We start from the raw sequence: 19,978 nt of genomic DNA on the forward strand, positions 1-19,978 counted from the left end.
TAAAATCAAACTATTCAGAGCAAACCTCAGAGGGGTTGCAGACAAGAAGTTCTTCTTATTCCGTATTGCAAAACTATATGCATATCCCCACTAAATTTCTACTGAGCCCTCCTTTTCTATTTCCATAGGTTTCCAATAGTTTGCTAAACGGAAATAACTAATCGAACGAAGACAATCTAACGCGTTGCCTTCATTTTCAATTTCTAATCCGCGTTGCCGCAGAATCATTAATTGCTGTGCTAATTCAATAGGAGGTTTATCATATTTCATAGTTACAAAAACGAAGTCCCACCGTGGTACGCATCCAAGGAGAGGCGTGGTGGGAATTATTGGAAGCAAAAATACGAACTTATTTTCAAATATAAAAATATATGCCGCACTAATTGCTAAACTTCTCTTTCAATACAGAGATAACATCCTATCATATAACAAGTAGCGGCAAATAGTTTTCCTCTTTCTTTCGTACTACATCAGCATGCCCTTTCAGGGAGGGGATTTATGCCTATAATCATTTTCAATTATCGTTATAATCGCTGGGGATTTTCGTTATAATCCCCGGCAATTATAACGAGACTTTCGGAAGCCTCACTTGTCAATCTGCTTTTTCCGCCGCTTTCTTCCGTTCGTATTCCTCCATCTGGGCGCGGCTCTTGCTTTGCGTCACGAAAAAGACGCCGGTAAAGACAAGGATAACCGCTATGATTTTAAGGAAATTGAAACTATCCATACCCCAAGCAACGGCCACAATGCTGGCAATGATAGGCTGCACATAGTTGTACATACTTGTCACCGTCGGGCGTAAGCTTTTCTGTCCAATTGGAATCAAGAGATAACTGATAAATGTACCACCTACGACTACCATCGCAATGCCACCCATCGTACGAAAATCCAACATCTGCCAATCCATTGCCAATAATTGAGTGTAAGAGAAGGGAATCATACAGATAGAAGAATAGGTAAACATCCACTTCATCAGCGTGATAGGAGAATATTTACCTATTAAACCTTTAAAGAAAACGAGGTAAAGGGAGAAACAAAATTGGGCAAACAGACATAACAACACGCCCCAAATACTCCCGGAATCACCTCCAGATAGCCGTTGGCCGCTCAATATCAATAACAATGCCCCTACAGCCCCCATAAAAACACCTAATAATTTCTTGCCAGTGACCGGCTCATGCAGATAAATGGCGGCAATAATCATCGTCAAAATGGGCAAGCTGGTCGTTACAATCGAGGCATTGATAGGCGTAGTCAAACCCAAACCAAAGAGATAAGAACCTTGATTAAAGACAATACCCAGCAAGGCCGCAAAAAACATAGACAGCATATCCTTATGATTTACATGCTCTTGCTTTGTAAAGAAAGAAACGATCCAAAAGAGGCAAGCCGCCCCTATCATACGGCAATCGGTCAGGATGAGAGGTGTCACAACAGCTCCAGAAAGGACAAATTTACCTACCGGCGCCATCAAACCCCACAACGCTTCAGCAACTAACATTGCCACATGTCCTTTAAATTCATTTGCATTCATCATATAACCTAAACTATAAAAAAGAAAAGGCTCTTCTCACGAAGAACCTTCTCCCTAAAAATTCCTTTCTATGATCAAATTCGAAGTTAAAACTATTTATTTTACCAATGAAGTAAAATCAGCGTTTGTTGCATACTTAGCAAATTCAAGGTCGATAGCCGCTTCGCTCTTCAATGAAGCATCTTTTGCGATAGCGTCTTTCAAGTTGCTAACTACGCCATTGGCATCGTTTGTACGAGCTGCTACGACAGCCTTCAAATAAGAAGTAGTCGCATCCGGAGTTGGAACAGCATTCAATGTCTGCGAAGCTTTGCTGTAATCCTTTGTCAAGATCTGAGCCAACGCAGCGTTGTTCGACTTAACCGCACCGAAAGAGTTAGCAGCTTTAGCATACTCACCCTGTTCCAAATACAGAACACCTAATGCTTCGTTCAATTCAGTTACGCCCGAAGCGCTACCAAACAATTGCTGAGCTTTAGCTTTATCACCCTTCGTCAAGGCAATCAAACCTAAATTCATATTTGATTCCGGATTATTCTTGATAGAATTTGCTTTGTTGAACATTTGTTCAGCCTTTGCCAAATCACCTGCACGGAAAGCCATCATACCTACGTTGTTCCATGTACGATAATCGTTCGGATAAAGTTTAGAAGCTTCGTTGTAGATACGAGTCTTTTCTGCGTTATCATTTGTCAGAGTAGCTGCGTAGAGGATTTCTTCTACGTTCAATGCTTTCGGGTCGTTCTTTGCCAACGCTGTGATTTCGTCGTCAGACTTACCAATGATTTCGATATTAGCAATCAAACGAGAACGACGGAGCTGCGGCAAGATTTCTTCAGCCAATGTACTGTAAACAGAAGAGATATTCTTGATTTCCTGTTCGCGTTGTTCCGGATCCGTATACATAGACAATACACGCAAAACCAAATCTTTGTCTTGCAAGTTAGACTTAGAAACCAATTCTTGGAAACCTTCCCAGTCTTGAGCGGTATACTTAGCATCAACCGGAGCATCTACATCCATCTTCTTCAACTCTTTTGCCAAGTATTTATCCGTATTCTTTTCACGTCTTTCAGCCAAACCTGTATTCAATTCAACACCACCATCCGGAGATGCATAGGCTTGAATCTCGATAGCCACGTTCTGGTTAGGTGCTTCATCTGCATTTTTAACCAAGTCTTTCCATTCAGTCACTTCATCTTTCTTCAATTCTTGCGAACGAAGGTTAGCCTGCTGAATCAAGAACATGATGCTTGCATCGTGAGCTTCCTTAATAATACGTTGGAATTTGTCTGCTGCAATAGCTGCATTTGCCGTAGCGGCGTCTGCCAATTCAGAAGTAGCCAAGACTCCTTCACCGATTTTCACATCCGGCAATTTTACCGTCTTGTTCTTTACCTTTGCATCAAAAGTCAAATACAATTCAGACTTCTTCATTTCAGGTTTGTACGTGAAAGAAGATTTCAACGTGATGTTTCCACCTTCTTTGTAGGAGATTACCTGATTGTTACCGTCTACCTTTTCACCTTGGTAGGTATAAGCCGTACCCCAAGCTTCACCACCTTGATAACGAAGAACCGGTGTCATCGTTACCACAGCTTTTTTGTTAAACCATTTGGCTGGAATGGTTGCATTGATTGTCACAGGAACCTGTCCACCAATTGCTTCCAAGGGCTGAGGTTCAGCCTTGATGTACTCTTCAGCTAACGGTTTCAACTTGTTTGAGCAAGAAGAAAAAGTTAGAATTGCTGCCAACATTAAGAATGGCAATAAAAACTTTCTGTTCATAATTACTGTAAGTTTAAAATGTTATATATCTAATTTTTTGTTTCACAAATTTTATGCCTCTGCTTCTAAGCTGCAAAGCTAAAGTATTTTTTTTTATCTTGTTGCAAACTTGTCATTTTTTTTCATCCTTTACCCCAGTTTCCTGACACGTTGTCGGTTTATCCAGAATAAAACAAGACAAATTAACGTAACAACACCGCCCATAAGAAGCGAAACGGAATACGATAAGCCAAATCCTTCCGGCGCAACGAAGATATAGGTGGCGCAAACCATCGTCATGAAAAGGGCAGGCAAAAGCGTAACGATGTAGGGTTTCTTCTGCTGCAATAGATACATGCTCAATGCCCACAGCGTGAAAACGGCTAATGTCTGGTTCGACCAAGCAAAGTAACGCCAAATCATATCAAATCCGTCTTGGTCTTTCATCGAATAGATTAAGATGCCGACAGCGATAAGAAACATTGGAATGCATATTAAGAGGCGCTTCGAAATGCTCTTTTGATCCATGTGCAGAAAATCGGCCACCATCAAGCGGGCCGAACGGAACGCCGTGTCGCCCGAAGTGATTGGAGCAGCAATCACGCCCAATATAGCCAATATACCGCCTACGGTACCAAGCCATTCTTTCGTGACGGCATCGACCACCACCGCGGCATTGTTTTCGCCCATTCCGTTTTCGTGGAAAAAATAAGTGGCGGCAGCCGCCCAAATCAAAGCTACGATGCCTTCCGTAATCATAGCGCCATAAAAAACCGGATAGGCATGCTGTTCGTTTGTCAGGCAACGCGCCATCAGGGGACTTTGTGTGGCATGAAATCCGGAGATAGCTCCGCACGCGATGCTGACGAACATAATCGGGAAGATGGGCAATCCGTCAGGATGCGTATTGTTTAACCCGTCGGTCAATTCCGGTAACGCGGGTTGATGTACATAAAGCATGACCAAGATACCTACCGCCATGAAAAGCAGAGCAGCGGCAAACAAGGGATATATTTTCCCGATGATTTTATCAATCGGAAGTAACGTCGCCAATATATAATAAAGGAAAATAACCAGAATCCAGAAGGTCGTATCGAGCGCAGCGGGTGTCAAATTGGCTAACAATCCGGCAGGTCCTGCCACGAACACAACGCCCACCAATACCATCAACAAAATAGTGAACGCACGCATGAATTGCATGAAACGATGCCCTAAATAATGACCTATAATCTCGGGCAAACTGGCTCCCTGCATTCGCAACGAGAGATGCCCGGCCAAGAAATCGTGCACGCCTCCGGCAAAAACCGTCCCGAGCACAATCCAAAGGAAAGAGGCTGTTCCAAACTTCGCCCCCAAGATAGCTCCGAAGATAGGCCCCAACCCCGCAATATTCAAGAATTGAATCATAAATATCTTCCAAGTAGGCATCGGGATGTAATCCACACCATCTTGAAGCGTATAAGCCGGTGTTTTCCATGCACGGTCTACACCGACCATCTTCTCAACCAGCTTGCCATACGTAAAGTATCCGACAAGCAATGCAATGAAACAACAGGTAAAAGTTACCATGACATAATAGTGTTTTCTTTAAATATATAGGTTCTGCTAACGACCGCCCAAAGGTACAACAATTTCGCGCAATTGTCCAAAAAAAATTTCGATTTCTCTTCTTTTTTTACAGGAATCACCTTCCACTAGACTATTCAGGCAAGAAGGAAGCTAATATTCCCCTGGCAAGAGACGCCTACGAGCGGACGGCAGGACAAATGCCCCATGCCCCCTCGCCTCCTCTTGCCCTATCTTTTCTCCCCTTCGTGGGGCTAATAGTAAATTATAAGGGAACAAAATAGTAAATGTAAGCATTCTAATCATTGTTTTCAGGCTGCGGTTTTAAAAACGGAACTTAAAAACAAACCTTATCTCCCTTTCTTAGGCATTTTTAATAGCGTATAAGAAAAAATTCCCCTTAGCGTGGGTAAAAAGTTACCTCGCTAAGGGGAATACCCGGCAGGAACGGTACCCAGGTGGCAAACCGTCACCTTACCCCCTGCCTCCTACCTTTATAATGTCCAACCAGCTGTCCAGTCGTTGTCTTCCGGAACGGCACCTTTGTAATCGGCTGTTTCGAAGAACGAATCGGAAGGAGTCGTGCCTCCGTCTGTAGTACCTGCTACCGTAGTCGGGAGCTCTTGATTTGCCAAGTTACCCTCGCCAGCTACAAACATGTCGTTGGTGTAGATACCCTCTTCCGAAGTCAACTCGCCGCTCAACGATACGTTGTTGATGATAGACGTACCATCCGCCAAAGCTTGTTCTGTTTCCGTTGTTTCTACTGTCAAAGGAAGTGCTTTCCCACTTACCAATGTATTGTAAAGTTCAACCTGCGTACCGGCGCGGAGACGAATACCCTGAGCATCGCCACCATTACCAATCAACGTCAAGTTGGCCAATACCGGATGTGCTACCGGCGTAGCTGCGTAGTTGTTTCCATTGTTATCACATTCCATCAAACAGTCGCTATCCACGTCGGAAGCCTGCGTAGCCACCAAGAACTGACCTTTTCCGTTCCAGCCTTCTGTCCAGTCAAAAGAGTCATCTTCGCAATCCGTAGCTACCAAGTTTTTCACATTGACAGCACCCCCGAAAAACTCGAAGCCGTCGTCTGCCCCTTTGTATACTTGGCAATGGTCTACCGTCGTACCATTTCCTACGCCATAGAAAGAGATACCATTGGATTCATGCTCTTCATCGAAGGCATAACCCGTATATTCCAAACGGACATATTGCAACGTACCCGAGTTGTCTGCGTCGTTATCGCCACCGTATGTCGCGCCACCGATTTCAGAACTACCCGTTCCTCCTTCTGCGTTCGTATGAGCATACCCGCAGATGTGCAAACCGCCCCATGCGCCCGACTCCTTGCTTTCTGAAGTCATCACGATAGGTTCTTCAGCCGTACCTACAGCATTGATTTTCGCCCCCTGCTCCACGAGGATATAATCCACCTGGTCGTCGTGTACTGCCGTAATCGTTACGCCCGGTTGGATAGTCAACGTCGCGCCGTTAGTCACATGAATACCCCCGTTCAACGTATATTCTTGTCCTGCTTCCAATGTCATATCTTCCGTAATGTTTTCTGATAATTCATTGGTTACGCCAGGCGTGGGGTCAGGATTCGGAGTAGGCTCGTCGTTATTATCATCACTACAAGCCGTAAAAGTCATACTTGCTGCCAACAACATAGCAACCCATTTCCAATTTGTCTTCATACTTTTCTTGTTTTTAATGATTATATTCCTAATTATAAATTGTAACTGATTCCGATTTCAAATCCTGCGCCATTCTTGAAGCGTTCTACCTCTACATTCTGATTGAGGCTCGGTACTTCTTGTTCGAACACCACGTCGCGGTTCAGGATATCATCTACCTGTAACTTCACCGACAGACGGCTATTGATTTGATAACTTGCTGCCAAGTTCAGCGTATGTACCGGTTGTTGTTTCACATCGCCCAATCCAGAGATACCTACCGAATGAATACGCGGACCCTGCAAGTTATAGAGTAATGCCACACTCAATTGGCGGTCGTTCCCGAAATTCAGAGCGTAAGTAAGGTCGGCATTCACCAAGTAAGGTGATGCTCCCTGCAAGGCACGCTGGTTGTTGGTGTAAGCACCTCCTTCCGGCAATTTCACATCTGTGTACATGAACGAACCGTTTGCTCCTACCTTCAAATCCTTGACAATCTCCTTACGGAATTCTACCTCCAAGCCCATCGCCAAGCCATTATCCGCATTCTGGAAGGAGTGTACTGTCGCACCACCCGCCAAGGTCTGGATTCGTTCGATCGGGTCGTTCAGGTATTTATAATATCCCGTTACCGAGAACATATCACCATTTGTCCAGAATTGCTCATAACGTAAATCCAAGTTGTAGTTATAGCCATTCTGCAAATCGGCATTACCACGAATCTGTGCCGAACCATACGATTCTTGATAAAGGAACGGAGCCATCTCAATAAACGACGGACGTGTAACAGTGCGCGAAAATGAGAAACGCAGGTTATTCTCTTTCGGCATCTCATACTTCAAGTTCAAGGCCGGGAAGAGGTCGTTCTTGTTCAATTCGCTACGAGCGGCTTGTCCGCCATCGGTATAATAATTCACCCATTGTTTGCTCGATTCCAAGCGAAGACCCACATTCACCAAGAGCGAAGCTATCGGATAATAATCAACCTGCGCATAACCAGCATAGATTTCATTACCTGCTTGATAACTATCACGACGTTGCTGTACACGGTCAATCGTCACACGTCCGGCTTCGATATCTGCTTGGGTAAAGAAATCGGAAGGATGATAAATATCCGTCACACTCGGATTCAGACCGTCCAAATCGTAGTAAAAGCGCGTAGCCATATAGTCACGGTCTTTATCCTTGTAGGTAAAGCCGAATTTCACATTATCTTTCTCGCTAAATTTATACCCAGCAGCAAGATTTCCGACCCATTCCTTTTCGTCCAACGTACCAAAATAACGCATCGTTTCCTGCTGGTTCAACTTAAAGAGACTTAATGAACCATCGTCATTCTTTAGGAACATCATCTGTCGGCGGTCTGGTTCCTGACTACCGGTCTTGCTATACGAACCGTTCCAATTCAAATCCCAACGGTCATCTTCACCAAAGAAGTGCTTTCCGTTGATTTGATGATTCTGCAAACTATAAATATGCGTCACATTATTGCTACCTACCAAGTTATGGTCTTCGTAGTCATATCCTTCGCGCCGCATGTAATTATCGATGGCATTCCGAGCATAGAAAAAGGTATAACCAATCATATCCCGAGTACGGAACGTATAGCTGGCACTTCCCAATCCGGCAATCTTCAGGGTCGTGGCGTAGCTATCGTAATCAAATTCGTTTAGCGTCGTACCGGTAGCTTCCAATGTGCGCACCGAAGCGTCTTGCATAGTTTGCAAATCGTTGCTCACGCCCAGCGAAGCCAAAATGCTAAGGTTATTACCTTGTATATCGAAATTCTTACCTACGCCGATATTACCTCCAAACTCGGGCAAGGCAGTCTTTTTGTCTACATCGAAATTCGTATCGAACAACGGGTTATGTCGTGCGTAATCTTCAAAGTCGGCTAATGCCATATCACGTAAGTCGCTTCTCAACGAAGGCGTTTTGAAGAGTGTCCCGTTGCGGTCCATCTGGTAAAAGTCACCACCCAAGGTATTGAAACGTCCGCCTACATTAAACGAAAGGTTGAAGAAATCTTCGCCTGTTTGCTCTTTGGTACTGATGTCGATATGCGCACCCGAATAATCAGCAAACGCACTGGCTTCGTACACTTTACTAACGGTAATATTCTTCACGGTAGACGTCGGGAACAAATCCAATGGAATCAATTTATTATCCGGATTCGGAGAAGCAATAGGCAATCCATTCAGCGTCGTCGTACTATACCGGTCACCCAATCCGCGGACAATCAATTGCCCGGCTTGCGCAATCGAAACGCCGGTGATTTTCTTCACGCCCTCTTCCACGGTCGATATACCTTTGATGCTCATCTCCTTCGCACCGATATTCTCTACCGCTACCGTGGCCATCTGCCGTTCTTGCAACAGCGCGCGTTCGCCTTCCAGATTCTTACGAGCTACGACCGTCACTTCGTCGATTTGCCGGTCATCTGTTGCCATCAGTATGGATACTTCTTGGTCACTCTCACCAAGATCCACTTCTACCCGTTGCGTTACATAGGAAATATACTTCGCAATCAAGACATATTTTCCAGCCTCCAAATCAGGGAATTCAAACCGTCCGTCAATATCTGTTACGGCACCCAAGGTCGTCCCTTCTATTTGCACCGTGGCACCAATCAACGGTTCGTTGGCCGCTTTGTCGATTACCACACCTTTCAACTTCGCGGCTTGCAAGCCCATAGCCAGGAGAAGCAAAGCCGCTATACACATCCATTTCTGTAGTTTCATTCTTTTTTTTTGCTTCTTTTAATTCGGTGGCAAAAGTACTACCGGGGTGTTTCAACAAAATGACAGGAAGATGGGATTCCAAAGTCATTTGTTTTGCAAAACAATTACAGGCGTAATTCCTATTAAATATAGGTATAAATGCTTCGAATGATAGTTATACTTCAAGGAAATGAAGCCGAAAAACGTTTCTATGTACCAACTAGTGCGGTTTTTTCGTCAAAAATTCATAGCTTTGCGCAGTAGTTCTTCCAAAAAGAAAGCATATGAAACGAATTGCCATCAAAATAGGGAGCAATGTGCTAAGCCGAGCAGACGGGAAGTTAGACATTACGCAAATGTCTGCACTCGTAGAGCAAATGGCCGAGTTGTATCATGAAGGGTACGAAATTATCCTGGTCTCGTCGGGGGCAGTAGCAGCCGGGCGGGGCGAGATTGGGGCCGACGCTTCGCTCGACGAAGTCTCTTCACGCCAGCTTTATTCGGCTATCGGACAGGCGAAGCTCATCAATCGGTATTACGATTTCTTCCGCGAGCAGGGTATCCGTTGCGGACAAGTCTTGACGCAGAAGGAGAGCTTTTCCACGCCGAAACATTACGAAACGCAACGGCATTGCATGGAGGTGATGCTTGCCCATGGCGTGATTCCGATTGTAAACGAAAACGATACCATCTCGATTACCGAACTGATGTTCACCGACAACGACGAATTGGCGGGACTGATGGCGGAAATGATGCAGGCTGACCGCCTCTTCATCCTGAGCAACGTAGATGGCATTTATACGGGGAATCCGGCCGACCCGACCAGTCGTCTTATCCCGGAAATTCGGCCGGGTGAAACGTTGGATGATTATATCCAGCCGGGACAATCGGCTGAAGGGCGCGGAGGTATGGCCAGCAAAGCGAAAGTCGCAATGCGGGTGGCGGAAAGAGGTATTCCGGTTGTCATCGCCCACGGGCGGCGTCCACATATCCTGACGGATTTGATGGCCGGCAAGCCGGAGGTGCCTTGCACGCGGTTTATGGCTGCCTCTGTTCCTTCTTCAATCCTGTCTGTCCGCAATCTATTGGAACAGGCGGCTGGGGCGGTACCCTCCGCACAATCGCTTTCAGACAAGGAGGTTTCGGTGATATTGGAAGAGCTGGCGTCTCTCTTGAAAGAACGGCAAGAAGATATCCTCCGGGCAAATGCAGCGGATTTGGCGCGGATGGAGGCCACTAATCCGAAATACGACCGGTTGAAGCTCACGCCGACCCGCCTCGACGAGATGGCCGACGAATTGACGCAAGTGGCGCATCTCCCCTCTCCGCTTTATCGGACGTTGGCGGAATGGACGCGCCCCAATGGCTTGGCTTTCCTGAAGGTGAGCGTACCCTTTGGCGTGGTCGGGATTATTTACGAAGCACGTCCGAACGTCACGACAGACGTATTCGCACTTTGTCTGAAGAGCGGTAACGTATGTGTGCTGAAAGGCGGGTCGGACGCGCAGATGTCCAACCAGGCGTTGGTGGCACTTATCCAGGATGTCTTACGCCGGCGGGGATTGGATCCGGCCATTTGTACCCTGCTTCCTCCGGAGCGGGAGGCGGCCGAGGCGTTGCTTCAGGCGGAAGGGCTGGTCGACCTGGTGATTCCGCGCGGCGGAAAGGCGTTGATTCGCTCCGTGCGCAAGCAGAGCCGCATCCCTGTCATCGAGACCGGAGCCGGTGTCTGCCATACCTATTTCGACGCTTCGGGCGATGTAGACAAGGGGCGGCGGATTATCTGCAACGCCAAGACGCGGCGGGTGAGCGTCTGCAATGCGCTGGATTGCTTACTCATTCATCGAGACCGCTTGGGCGTGTTGCCGGCCTTGTGCCAACCTTTGGCGGACAAGCAGGTCGTGCTGTATGCCGACGAGGAGGCCTTCAAGGCTTTGCAAGGGCATTACCCCGACGCGCTCCTGCAACGGGCTACGGAAGAGAGCTACGGCACGGAATTTCTGGATTACAAGATGGCCATCCGCACGGTTGCCTCGCTCGAGGAGGCTGTCCGGCATATCAACCGCTACGGCTCGCGGCACAGCGAATGCATCGTCGGCGAAGCGGAGGCCGTTATCCGCCAGTTCGAACGGGAGGTGGATGCGGCGTGCGTCTATGCGAACGCCCCGACCTCGTTTACCGACGGGGCGCAGTTCGGCTTCGGCGCGGAAATCGGCATCAGCACGCAGAAGCTCCACGCCCGCGGCCCGATGGCTTTGCCTGAATTAACGACTTATAAATATATCATTTCCGGAAACGGACAAATACGTAACTGACATGAAGATTACCATTATCGGAGCCGGCCACATGGGGCGGGCCATCGCATGGGGGCTGGCCGAAGGGAGCCAAGTCTCTGCTAAAGATATTACCTGCACAGCGCAAACCGCGGGGACGTTGCAGAAGGTACAAATGAAGGGGCACCACGACATCGTCGCTTTGCGCGACAATATCCAGGCGGTGCAGGAGGCCGACCTCATCCTGCTTTGCGTGAAGCCGTGGGCCATCGAAGGGGTCGTCCGCGAGATTCTCCCGGCATTGAAGTTGGAGAAACAAGTTATCCTCTCGGTAGCCGCAGGCATCACGTTCGAGCAGCTGGAGGCTTACCTGGGTACCTCCTCGGCGGCGCTTTTCCGCCTCATCCCGAACACGGCCATCGAGGTGAAACAGAGCATGACGTTGGTGGCTGCCCGACACGCTTCGCCTGCGCAGACGGAGCAGGTCCTCGCGCTCTTCCGCGAACTGGGACAGGCGATACTGATAGACGAGGCGCATCTGGAGGCGGCTACGGCGTTGGCTTCGTGCGGGACGGCCCTGGCCATGCGCTACATGCGCGCGTCGGTCGAAGCGGGTGTTGAGCTGGGCCTCCGTCCGGACCTCGCGCAAGAGTTGGTGGCGCAGACGTTGAAAGGGGCAGCCGAACTGCTGCAATTCAACCAAACGCACCCGGAGGAGGAAATCGACAAGGTGACGACGCCGGGCGGCTATACCATCCGCGGATTGAACGCGATGGAGCACGCCGGGTTCTCGTCCGCCGTCATCCAGGGCTTGAAAGCCTGCGTGGCGAAGTAGAACGGCCGGTAGATAAACCCGGACGCGAGTCCGTTTGTGTTCCCGGTCGGTATCGGGAACACAAGCAAGAACTCCGACGTGTTCCCGGTCGGTATCGGGAACACAAATGAGAACTCCGGCGTGTTCCCGGTCGGTATCGGGAACACAAACGAGAACTCCGGTGTGCTCCCGGTCGGTATCGGGAACACAAGCGAGAACTCCGGTGTGCTCCCGGTCGGTATCGGGAACACAAGCGAGAACTCCGGTGTGCTCCCGGTCGGTATCGGGAACACAAGCGAGAACTCTGACGTGTTCTCGGTCAGGAATGGGAACACAAAAAAGGATTCTTTCATATCCATCCTCCAGCCAGGGGATATAAAAAGGGATCCGCTCATATCAAACCGACGGTGGGGTGATATGAGAAAGCATCCGTTCATATCTGCCCGACGGTGGGGCGATATAAGAAAGTATCCGTTCATATCCTCCCGACGGTGGGGCGATATGAGAAAGTATCCGTCCATATCCGCCCGACGGTGGGGCGATATGAGAAAGTATCCGTCCATATCCGCCCAACGGTGGGGCGATATGAGAAAGTATCCGTTCATATCAAACTAACGGAGGAATGATATAAAATAAACAGCCTGCAAGGCGCGCCACCCGACGGGTGGTGTTCAAAACAGAAAAAAGATGGAAACGACAAAGAAACGATTGGTAGTATTGACCGGCGCCGGCATGAGCGCCGAGAGCGGTATCTCCACGTTCCGCGATTCGAACGGACTGTGGGAGAATTACCGCGTAGAAGACGTGGCGACGCCGGAAGGCTTCGCCCGCAACCCCGAAATGGTATTGGATTTTTACAACCAGCGCCGCCGCGAGCTGCAACACGCCCAGCCCAACGCGGGGCACATCGGGCTGGCCGAACTGGAGGCGAAATACGACGTGCGCATCATCACGCAAAACGTGGACAACCTGCACGAGCGCGCCGGGAGCACACACGTCATCCACCTGCACGGCGAGCTAATGAAGTATTGCTCCGTGGCAAACCTGGAAAAGGCGTACGACATCGACCCGGCGCACCTCGATATGCACCTGGGCGACCTGGCGCCCGACGGGAAACAACAGCGGCCTTTCATCGTCTGGTTCGGCGAGGCCGTCCCGATGATTGAACCCGCCATCCGCGAGGTCGAGGCGTGCGACATCTTCGTGATTATCGGCACGTCGCTCAACGTCTACCCGGCCGCCGGGTTGCTGAATTACGTGCGGCGCGGGCAACCCATCTACCTTATTGACCCGAAAGAGGTACAGACCTACCGGGGCGACGTAGAGCAGCTGATGTGCGGCGCGTCGGAAGGAGTTCGTCGGCTAAAAGAAATACTGGCATAAAGAAAAGGCATGGAACATATCGAAACAACAGACACGGCGCGCCGCCCCTCGCTCGCGCTTTCGCTGGTCCCCATCGTCGTGATGGTGGTGCTGCTTTTCTTTACGATACAGACATTCGGGAGCGATGCCCTCGCAGGCGGGAGCCAGGTGGTGCTGATTACCACTACGGCCTGCTGTTCGGCGCTGGCCATGCTCTTCTGCCGCGTGAAATGGAAAAAGATAGAAGAGGCCATCTGCACGAACATCCTGGGCGTGGCGACGGCGTTGCTCATCCTGCTGCTCATCGGTGCGCTATCGGGGAGCTGGATGATAAGCGGCGTGGTGCCTACGCTGATATATTATGGGATGCAAATCCTGAGCCCCACCTTCTTTCTGGCGTCGACGTGCGTGATTTGCGCCATCATCTCGGTGATGACCGGCAGTTCGTGGACCACCATCGCCACCATCGGCATCGCGCTGATGGGTATTGGCAACGCGCAAGGGTTCGACATGGGGTGGACGGCCGGTGCCATCATCTCCGGAGCCTATTTCGGCGACAAGATATCGCCCCTCTCAGACACGACCGTCCTGGCTTCGTCGACGACCGGAACGCCCCTCTTCGAACACATCCGCTACATGATGTACACCACCGTCCCGTCGATGCTGCTCACGCTCCTCATCTTCACCGTCGCCGGATTCCTGCACGAAGGAGCCGACACGGCCCAGATGATGGCCTTTGCCGAATCCCTGAAGGGTGCGTTCGACATCAACCTGTGGCTAATGATTGTCCCCGTCGCGACGGGCATCTTGATTGCGAAGCGGGTATCACCCATTATCACGCTCTTCACATCGGCACTCTTGGCCGGTATCTGCGCGATTATCTTCCAGCCCGAACTGCTCCGCGAGATAGCCGGGATGGACGTCGCGAACGCCCGGGCGATGTTCAAGGGCCTGTTCATGACCTTCTACGGCAGCACGCAAATCGAGACGGGCAACGAAGCCCTCAACTCGCTCGTCGCCACCCGCGGCATGGCAGGCATGATGGATACCATCTGGCTCATCATCTGCGCCATGTGCTTTGGCGGCGCGATGACGGCCAGCGGCATGTTGGGGACGCTCACGTCCGTCTTCATCCGCTTCATGAAGCGGCGCGTAGGCATGGTAGCCTCCACCGTCTTCTCCGGCATTACCCTGAATATATGTACGGCAGACCAATACATCTCCATCATCCTGACAGGAAACATGTTTAAAGAAATCTACCGGAAGAATGGATACGAGAGCCGGCTCCTGAGCCGCACCACGGAAGACGCTGTGACGGTGACCTCGGTACTGGTCCCTTGGAATACGTGCGGTATGACGCAGGCCACCATCCTCAGCGTCCCGACGCTCGTCTATCTCCCCTATTGCTTCTTTAACCTGATTAGCCCGTTGATGAGTATCTTTATGGCGATATTGGGCTACAAAATCAAACAACATCATGAAGAAAATCCAAGTTAGTTTATTAGGGAAGGTCGTGATAGCCATCCTGGCGGGAGTTGCCTGCGGGCAATTCGTGCCGGAAGGCTTCACCCGCCTGTTTGTGACTTTCAATTCCCTCTTTGCCAATTTCCTCTCCTTCTCGATACCGCTTATCATCGTGGGATTGGTAGCCCCCGCCATCGGCGAGCTGGGCAAAGGCGCAGGGAAGCTCCTGGCGATTACAACGTTGCTGGCATACGGCTCGACGCTCTTTTCCGGATTCTTCACGTTCCTCTCGTGCGATGCCCTCTTCCCATTCCTCCTGTCGCCCCACACCGGTTTGCAAACGGTAGAAGGACTGGAGAACAGCTCGTTGGCTCCTTACTTCACCATCGACATGCCGCCCCTGATGGACGTGATGGGCGCCCTGTTGCTTTCGTTCATCTTGGGCATGGGGCTGTCCCATATCCAAGGCCATACGTTAAAGGAGGGGTTTGCGGATTTCAAAGACATCATTATCCGCTTGATTGAGGCCGTGATTATTCCCTTATTGCCCATCCATATCTTCGGCATCTTTTTGAATATGACCGTGAGCGGACAGGTATTTACCGTCATTGCGATGTTCTTGAAGGTGATTCTCGTTATCTTCGTCTTGCACGTGTTGTTGCTCCTGATTCAATTTAGCGTGGCAGGCATCGTGAGCCGGAAGAATCCGTTGCGCTTGCTCCGAACCATGCTCCCGGCGTATGCCACGGCTTTGGGGACGCAATCCTCGGCCGCGACGATTCCGGTGACATTGGCGCAAACCATCCAAAACGGCGTGCGGCAAAACATTGCCATCTTTACCATCCCGCTCTGCGCTACCATCCATTTGGCTGGGAGTACCATGAAGATTGTGGCCTGCTCGATGGCCATCCTGTTCATGACCGGCGAACCGCCGACACTCCTCCAGTTCACCGGCTTCATCTTTATGCTGGGCATCACGATGGTAGCAGCTCCGGGCGTGCCGGGCGGCGCCATTATGGCCGCTTTAGGCATATTGCAAAGCATGTTGGGCTTTGGCGAAACCCTGCAAGCCTTGATGATAGCCCTCTATATCGCCATGGATAGTTTCGGCACAGCTTGCAACGTCACGGGCGACGGCGCCATCGCTATTTGGGTGGATAAAATTGCGGAGAAGATGGAAAGGAAGTTGTAGTTCTGCTACTTCCATTAAGTATAAAAAAGAAAAGTCACTTGTAAGTGGCTCTATACCCTACAAGAAAGTAGGGTGTTGCTTTTATTAAAGTGGTCCCACTTGGGCTTGAACCAAGGACTCCCTGATTATGAGTCAGGTGCTCTGACCAACTGAGCTATAGGACCTGAAATCGGGTGCGAAAGTACGATGTTTTTTCGATATGTGCAAGTTTTGGCGCTAAAAAATTGTTTTTTTCGACAAACAGCGACCGGAATGCCGGTTTCCCAAACTTGAAGTACGGCAGAAAACAAAATCCCTGCCGCAGTTTCACAAACTTGGCAGGGATCTTAAAATCACCATAAAAGAAAAGAATTTTGCATTTATCTCCATTGAAAACACGAATCGGACGGTGAAACCGTCGAATCATGCTTAACCGCGGGTGACGCGTCAGCGTTACCTGCGGTAGCCGATGTCCCCTCTATCCCGACCCCAACGGGGTCGAACAAGGAGCAAACAGGGTATGGTTCGACCCCTCCGAGGTCGAGACCATAGCGCGGACTTTGACCGCAGGTGCCGCTTCGCGCCACACAGCGGTTAAGCATGGTTAGACCTCTTGCGAGGTCTCCCGCGCCCGTAACCTATATATAAGGTAAGGCGTATCCACGTGACAAATAGAAAGAGCCGGCGGCTCCAGCGTGTTGTCGCGTGACAAGCAGGAAGAGCCGGCAGCTCCAGCGTGTTGTCGCGTGACAAACCGGAAGAGCCGGCGGCTCTGGTGCGTTGTCGCATGACAAGTAGGAAGAGCCGGCAGCTCCGGCGTGTTGTCGCATGACAAGTAGGAAGAGCTGGCAGCTCCGGTGCGTTGTCGCGTGACAAGTAGGAAGAGCTGGCGGCTCTGGTGCGTTGTCGCGTGACAAGTAGGAAGAGCTAATTTTAAGCCTCTCGCTCTTCGAAAAACTTCCATTGATGATGCTTTTCGAAGAGAATGGAGAGGAAAACTATCAAAATGACACACAATTAAATCTTAATTTTTTTAGTGGACACGTGTGGATTGAATCCGCCCTATTTTTTTGCCCGCCCTTTTTTGTGCCCCATTGTTTTCCATAAATAACCGTTGGAACGCAGAAAGGTGGAAGCATTCCGCCCCTACGAACGGGGAATTATCCCCTTGTCATTTTTTCATATTCCGGGCCACTTGCTCCACGAACGCGTCTTCTATCTCTTTCGGGAGCTGCGCCTTTTCGCGCCAAGCCTTGTCGCCATAGACGCCCGCTTCCCGATAGTCGAAGATTTGGAAACCGATACGCTTTACGGCCTTCGGCGAACGGAAGGTGAAGTCGTCTTGCAACGGATTGGTGAACAGCGGGTCTCGCTGGATGGAGTGTGGCTCGTGCCCCTTCTTCCAAGCCGAGAAATCGGAGCCGCCGAAATCCATCTCCTTCCCGGATATATCCCAATAGAGATTGTAATCGGCTGCGATATCGGCATTCGCCCATTCGCGGGCAAAGAGCGGTTCGCCATTCGTCAACAGCACATTATGCTGGAAAGAGAACGAACGATGCGCCTCTTTGCGCGTGCACTGGAGGAGGTTGGTGGTCGAGAAGGCCAGGATATTGTTCTCGATGCGGTTGTTCCGTCCGTAATGCTGATGGAAACCGCCGCTCTTGCAACGATACACCAAGTTATAACTCATCTCAATGTCCGACGAACCTTCGTCCGTGTACAATCCCCAGCCCCCGTAATCATACGAATAGACATCATGAATCACATTATGGGAAACGCGCGTGCCGGGAGATTCGCCCAAGGTGTAGACCGCGCCCATATCGGAGAGTTCGCCCCATCCGATGTGGTGGATATGGTTATATTCAATCCGGTTGCGCACGGCCGGGTTCACGAAAGGCTTTCCACCCACAGGCGGTTGCTGCGGATTGTATCCCCAGACCCATCCCACGGAAACACCCGAATACCGGATGTTGGAAATCTCGTTGTGGGTTACGGCATTATCAGAAGTCAGGAAAAGCACCACGCCCACTGCGCTGGGGAATTCATATCCCGCGCTGGTGATGATGTTGTTATCAATGACATTATGCGAACTGACAGGCCGCGCCATATCGGTCCGTTCCGTATCGCCCAACTTAATCCCTCCGGCACCTAAATCGTGCAGGTAATTCTTTTCAAACCGATTCCGATGACATTCCTTGCGAAACCAAATGGCATAACCGCCCGTATGCGCTATTTCGCAATTACGGAAATGAATATCCTCGGCAAAGTCCGCCTGGATGGCCGCATCGATAGGAGCCGCTGCTTGCGCCGCCTCCCCTTCGCCTGGACGAAGCGTAAACGAAGCATATTCAAAAGCTAAATTCTCGAAAGTAATATTCCGGATAGGTTGTCCGGCTTTACCTTGCAGCAGGATTTGATGGCGGAGCGTCGGCGCCACGCACTCGGCCGTACGGAGATCTTCCCCGGCTTGGGGATAATAATAGATATACCCCTGCTGGCGATCCAAATACCATTCCCCCGGTTCATCCAACAAATCCAGCTGGTTATAGATAATATAGCGTGCCCCCTCTCCGATGGGATTCCACGGTTTCATACCGGAGCCATTGAAATAAACATAATCGGAATCTGTCGCCATGTAATCACAATATTTCTGCGTGATATCCCATTTATGGAAAAAGCGGAAACGGGTCTGTTTCATCTGTTCAGGAGAAAGACCGGCAAACGGGGCAAGTTCTTGCGGAGAAAACGAGATGCGTTGCACGGCAAATTCCGGAGCGCGTTCCCCGGATTGGAAAGCCTGCTCGGACGAGGAAGTCACCCATCCCCAACCTTCATTAGGAGTACGAGCCAACTGCGCCCGTTCGCCATTGACATAAAACTGGTCGAAAGCGAACCCATATTGCTGGACTTCCGGAATGAATGCCCGCCAAACTCCTTTTTGCCAAGGTTCCCAGCCTTCGACACGCACCCCGGCCAAGAAGCGAGGTTTCTCTGCCCCTTCACCCGAGACAACTACCGGCGCCGGCAAGGGTTGATCGATTACCAACGTCTGCTCCATCCAATAATCCCCCGGAAGTACACGAAGATGTACCGTATCCATTTCCTCCAACGACGAAATCCTATCAAAAGCCTCTTGCAACGAATGACATACGTTCTCCTCTCCTGCCATCACACCTTCCGGCGCGATTGAAATCACTTGATTGCCCGCATACAAGTTCAAACTCAAGCAGGCAGACAAGCCTATTATTAAATACGTTCTATACATAATACTATACATTTATCCGTTTTCTTGTCATCTGGACGGCGAAGTTATTCATTTATCAACAAGAATCCGAATTTTTTTCAAATATTTTGATATTCTCCCAAAAACAAGTACCTTTGCGGCGCATTTGGTTTTAAGCAGATATCCATCTGCTTGGATTAAAAGGGAATCGGGTGAAAGTCCCGGACAGTCCCGCTGCTGTGAAGCTCCGTTTACGTCTTGATATATACTTTATACCACTGATACGTTGCGTATTGGGAAGGGTTCAAGACGAGGAGTCAGTCAGAAGACCTGCCATATAAATGACATACGACTATTTTCACTCGTGGGATAGGAAAATGGTATAACACATAATGTATA

Annotated in this window: 13 protein-coding genes, 1 tRNA gene, 1 pseudogene and 1 riboswitch; of the genes and pseudogenes, 7 read left to right on the forward strand and 8 right to left on the reverse strand. The window is 49.8% G+C overall.

The window, feature by feature from the left end:
* Positions 1 to 592: 592 nt before the first annotated feature.
* The 5 genes from B5F77_RS02920 to B5F77_RS02940 all read right to left on the reverse strand — a co-directional run bounded on the left by B5F77_RS02920 (position 593) and on the right by B5F77_RS02940 (position 9,272).
* Positions 593 to 1,534, reverse strand: a complete 942-nt coding sequence (locus B5F77_RS02920; RefSeq protein ID WP_087327704.1) for a DMT family transporter — start codon at positions 1,532 to 1,534, stop codon at positions 593 to 595.
* A gap of 96 nt (positions 1,535 to 1,630) precedes the next feature.
* Complete coding sequence (locus B5F77_RS02925) at positions 1,631 to 3,322, reverse strand: hypothetical protein (RefSeq protein ID WP_087327407.1); 1,692 nt, start codon at positions 3,320 to 3,322, stop codon at positions 1,631 to 1,633.
* Between the two features lie 129 nt (positions 3,323 to 3,451).
* The gene (locus B5F77_RS02930) at positions 3,452 to 4,870 is read right to left on the reverse strand and encodes a carbon starvation CstA family protein (protein ID WP_087327410.1); all 1,419 of its coding nucleotides are present in this window, start codon (positions 4,868 to 4,870) and stop codon (positions 3,452 to 3,454) included.
* Positions 4,871 to 5,361: 491 nt separating this feature from the next.
* Positions 5,362 to 6,570, reverse strand: coding sequence for a hypothetical protein (locus B5F77_RS02935; RefSeq protein ID WP_087327413.1), 1,209 nt, complete (start codon positions 6,568 to 6,570; stop codon positions 5,362 to 5,364).
* Positions 6,571 to 6,602: 32 nt separating this feature from the next.
* A complete protein-coding gene (locus B5F77_RS02940) occupies positions 6,603 to 9,272 on the reverse strand; it encodes a TonB-dependent receptor (protein WP_239445717.1) in 2,670 nt (889 codons plus the stop codon).
* Positions 9,273 to 9,553: 281 nt separating this feature from the next.
* Here B5F77_RS02940 and proB point away from each other — a divergent pair.
* From proB to B5F77_RS02970, 7 genes and pseudogenes are all read left to right on the forward strand, one after another.
* Positions 9,554 to 10,303, forward strand: a pseudogene (gene proB / locus B5F77_RS15940) (glutamate 5-kinase); the annotation flags it as partial.
* A gap of 33 nt (positions 10,304 to 10,336) precedes the next feature.
* Complete coding sequence (locus B5F77_RS15945; RefSeq protein ID WP_239445718.1) at positions 10,337 to 11,584, forward strand: glutamate-5-semialdehyde dehydrogenase; 1,248 nt, start codon at positions 10,337 to 10,339, stop codon at positions 11,582 to 11,584.
* Between the two features lies 1 nt (position 11,585).
* On the forward strand, positions 11,586 to 12,377 hold the full coding sequence (gene proC, locus B5F77_RS02950; protein ID WP_087327420.1) for a pyrroline-5-carboxylate reductase: 792 nt from the start codon (positions 11,586 to 11,588) through the stop codon (positions 12,375 to 12,377).
* A gap of 36 nt (positions 12,378 to 12,413) precedes the next feature.
* Positions 12,414 to 12,971: a hypothetical protein gene (locus B5F77_RS02955; RefSeq protein WP_087327423.1), complete on the forward strand. Its 558-nt coding sequence runs from the start codon at positions 12,414 to 12,416 to the stop codon at positions 12,969 to 12,971.
* Positions 12,972 to 13,043: 72 nt separating this feature from the next.
* On the forward strand, positions 13,044 to 13,739 hold the full coding sequence (locus B5F77_RS02960; protein WP_087327426.1) for an NAD-dependent deacylase: 696 nt from the start codon (positions 13,044 to 13,046) through the stop codon (positions 13,737 to 13,739).
* Positions 13,740 to 13,748: 9 nt separating this feature from the next.
* Complete coding sequence (nhaC, locus tag B5F77_RS02965) at positions 13,749 to 15,215, forward strand: Na+/H+ antiporter NhaC (RefSeq protein WP_087327429.1); 1,467 nt, start codon at positions 13,749 to 13,751, stop codon at positions 15,213 to 15,215.
* Positions 15,196 to 16,374: a dicarboxylate/amino acid:cation symporter gene (locus B5F77_RS02970; protein ID WP_087327432.1), complete on the forward strand. Its 1,179-nt coding sequence runs from the start codon at positions 15,196 to 15,198 to the stop codon at positions 16,372 to 16,374. The genes nhaC and B5F77_RS02970 overlap by 20 nt, the downstream gene beginning before the upstream one ends.
* A 90-nt stretch (positions 16,375 to 16,464) precedes the next feature.
* Here B5F77_RS02970 and B5F77_RS02975 read toward each other — a convergent pair.
* From B5F77_RS02975 to B5F77_RS02980, 3 genes are all read right to left on the reverse strand, one after another.
* A tRNA-Ile gene (locus tag B5F77_RS02975) sits at positions 16,465 to 16,538 on the reverse strand.
* Between the two features lie 419 nt (positions 16,539 to 16,957).
* On the reverse strand, positions 16,958 to 17,317 hold the full coding sequence (locus tag B5F77_RS15525) for a hypothetical protein (protein ID WP_140392800.1): 360 nt from the start codon (positions 17,315 to 17,317) through the stop codon (positions 16,958 to 16,960).
* Between the two features lie 207 nt (positions 17,318 to 17,524).
* Positions 17,525 to 19,621, reverse strand: a complete 2,097-nt coding sequence (locus B5F77_RS02980; RefSeq protein ID WP_162607943.1) for a right-handed parallel beta-helix repeat-containing protein — start codon at positions 19,619 to 19,621, stop codon at positions 17,525 to 17,527.
* A 108-nt stretch (positions 19,622 to 19,729) separates the two neighbouring features.
* Positions 19,730 to 19,932: riboswitch (cobalamin riboswitch) on the forward strand.
* Positions 19,933 to 19,978: the final 46 nt, after the last annotated feature.

The organism is Parabacteroides sp. An277 (assembly GCF_002159645.1).
In the GTDB taxonomy this organism is placed as follows: Bacteria; Bacteroidota; Bacteroidia; order Bacteroidales; family Tannerellaceae; genus Parabacteroides.

Coding starts and splice junctions, on each gene's coding strand:
- B5F77_RS02960 (WP_087327426.1), top strand. CDS start 13,044: ATGGAAACGACAAAGAAACGATTGGTAGTATTGACCGGCGCCGGCATG.
- B5F77_RS02970 (WP_087327432.1), top strand. CDS start 15,196: ATGAAGAAAATCCAAGTTAGTTTATTAGGGAAGGTCGTGATAGCCATC.
- B5F77_RS02980 (WP_162607943.1), bottom strand. CDS start 19,621: ATGTATAGAACGTATTTAATAATAGGCTTGTCTGCCTGCTTGAGTTTG.
- B5F77_RS02920 (WP_087327704.1), bottom strand. CDS start 1,534: ATGAATGCAAATGAATTTAAAGGACATGTGGCAATGTTAGTTGCTGAA.
- proC (WP_087327420.1), top strand. CDS start 11,586: ATGAAGATTACCATTATCGGAGCCGGCCACATGGGGCGGGCCATCGCA.
- B5F77_RS02935 (WP_087327413.1), bottom strand. CDS start 6,570: ATGAAGACAAATTGGAAATGGGTTGCTATGTTGTTGGCAGCAAGTATG.
- B5F77_RS15525 (WP_140392800.1), bottom strand. CDS start 17,317: ATGGAAGTTTTTCGAAGAGCGAGAGGCTTAAAATTAGCTCTTCCTACT.
- B5F77_RS02940 (WP_239445717.1), bottom strand. CDS start 9,272: ATGTGTATAGCGGCTTTGCTTCTCCTGGCTATGGGCTTGCAAGCCGCG.
- B5F77_RS02930 (WP_087327410.1), bottom strand. CDS start 4,870: ATGGTAACTTTTACCTGTTGTTTCATTGCATTGCTTGTCGGATACTTT.
- nhaC (WP_087327429.1), top strand. CDS start 13,749: ATGGAACATATCGAAACAACAGACACGGCGCGCCGCCCCTCGCTCGCG.
- B5F77_RS02925 (WP_087327407.1), bottom strand. CDS start 3,322: ATGAACAGAAAGTTTTTATTGCCATTCTTAATGTTGGCAGCAATTCTA.